The sequence below is a fragment of the Actinosynnema sp. genome (assembly GCF_052038725.1).
Genome location: NZ_JBQGCX010000497.1, coordinates 1 through 2,098, shown reverse-complemented (window position 1 = coordinate 2,098; position 2,098 = coordinate 1). Strand labels below are relative to the sequence as shown.

The following is a 2,098-nucleotide window of genomic DNA, read 5'->3' as shown; positions in this document are numbered from 1 at the left end:
GGTGCCCGGACAGCTGGCGGTCCACGCCCGCCGCGGCGGCCTGGGTGATCTCGCTCGGCTGGTGCGACCGCAGCACCACCGGGGCGCCCTCGGGCGCCCCGTCCAGCGCGGCGGCCAGGTCCTGGCGGTGGCCGGGCTCGCCGGAGTGCGCGGCGGTGATGTCGTCCACGCCCGCGAACACCAGGCGGGCGCCGTCGCGCTCCAGCACGCGGTGCTGGTTGTGCAGGCTCGTCCAGCCCAGCTCGGCCAGGTGCTCCAGCCAGGCCTGCGCGTTGGACAGGTACTCGTGGTTGCCTGAGACGCAGAACCGGTGCGGGGCCTGGACATCGCCCAGCGGGGTGGACTGGTTCCGGCGCTGCCCGACGGTGCCGTCGGCGATGTCGCCCGCGTGCACGACCACGTCCGCGCCCAGGCCGTTGACCCGCTCGACCAGGCCCCTGGACCACGCGGAGCGGTCGATCGCGCCGTAGTGGGTGTCGGCGATGACGGCGATGGTCAGGCCGTCGAACGCCCGGTCCAGCCGGGGGAGCACGACGTCGGCGCGGCGCACCGGCGGCACGCGCATCGCCTGGCGGTTGCCCCACACCGCGACCACCACGATCAGGACCAGCAGCAGCACCGCGACCACCCTGGCGCGCAGCGGGTTCTCCACCCCGGCCACGGCCAGGACCAGGCGCAGCAGGTCGGTCACCAGGGTCCAGGCGAACGCGATCCACACCAGGCCCAGCAGCAGGTGCGCCAGGCGGGTGCCGCGGTCGGTGCGCCTCGCGCCCAGCGAGCGGACCATCAGCAGCGGGAACGCCACGTACGCGCCGCCGATCACCAGCGTGCCGACGGCGGTCACCGGCCACGGCCACTGCGCGCTCGGCGCGAGCAGCCCGAACCACGGGACGGCGAACAGCAGCGTGGTGATCGCGATCAGCACCGCGGCGAGGGTGATCCGCCGCCGGGCGCCGCGGCGGGGCGCGGGGGGTTTGGGGGGTGCTGACATGACGGCTCCTGGTTAACGAACCAACGGTCCTGCTATCAGCGGAGCGTACGGGAGCCTCACGGGGCTGTCAGCACAGTGGAGGGGGCGCGCCGGTCCCAGGACCCGGCGGGCTCAACTGGCGCGGGCGGCCAGGCCGATCAGCTGGTTGACCAGGCTCTCGGTCAGCGCCGCCCGGAACGCCTCGTCGGCGGCGGGCAGCCCCAGGTCGGCGCTCGCCCGCGCCACCTCCTCGGTCGGCCTGGCCCGCCCCCACAGCCCGGCGGTCACCACCACGACCGACTCCGCGAAGTGCCGAGTCCCCGCCGCGCCCAGGTGCGGCAGGCGCTCCGCGACCAGCCCCGCCAGCCGGTCGCGGCGCCGCCCGGCCGCCGCCGCGAACCCGCGCGCCGCGTCCACGTCCACGTTGCGCTCCAGCACGCTGGCCATCGAGCCGAACAGCTCGCACAGCGGCGGGTCGGCCACCAGCGCCCCGGCGACCGCCGTCGCGACCGCGACCGCCCGCCCGTACGGCACCGGCTCCGGCGCGCACGAGCGCAGCACCGGTTCCAGGCCGTCCAACCAGGACGACCAGCGCCGCCGCAGCACCTCCAGGTAGACGGCCTCGCGGGTGCCGAAGTAGCGCAGCACGTTCGACTTCGCCAGCCCCACCCGGCAGCTCAGCTCGCGCAGCGTGATCGCGTCCAGCGGGCGCTGCTCCAGCGCGGCCTCGGCGGCGTCCAGGATGGCGGCCCTGCGCGCCTGCACCTGCTCGGGCCTGCGGGCGCGCTGGAAGTCCACCACGGGGGGAGGTTACCGCCGTGCTGCGGACGACAACAGAACGCCGTTCCGCTGCGTGGTCGGCGTTCGCCCGATCCGGGGATCTCGGTGCCCCGCCCCACGTGGTTACTCTCCGAACACGACCGAGAGCGGAGACGTGGTGGCGATGGGCTGGACGGGCAGCGCGGGGCGCGGTGGCGGAGCGGAACCGGCGCGTGCCGCGACGGGGGGCGGCGGCGCGCTGGTGCGAACGGGGGTGGGCCGTGGACCGGGGGCGAGCACCGCGCCGGACGAGCCGCGGCACGGGGGCGCGGCGCGGCGGCCGGTCATCTCGCGCCGCCGCGCGCCGCG

At 76.4% G+C, this 2,098-nt stretch carries 2 protein-coding genes; both read right to left on the bottom strand.

Translation table 11 applies throughout. The features are described 5' to 3' along the window. Positions 1-991 (bottom strand): metallophosphoesterase (locus ACTUAL_RS10005; RefSeq protein ID WP_440900071.1); only part of this gene is annotated, 991 nt, incomplete at its 3' end. Between the two features lie 111 nt (positions 992-1,102). Further along, positions 1,103-1,771 (bottom strand): TetR family transcriptional regulator, encoded by a 669-nt coding sequence (locus tag ACTUAL_RS10000; RefSeq protein WP_096493930.1) that lies wholly within the window; start codon positions 1,769-1,771, stop codon positions 1,103-1,105. Between the last annotated feature and the right edge of the window lie 327 nt (positions 1,772-2,098).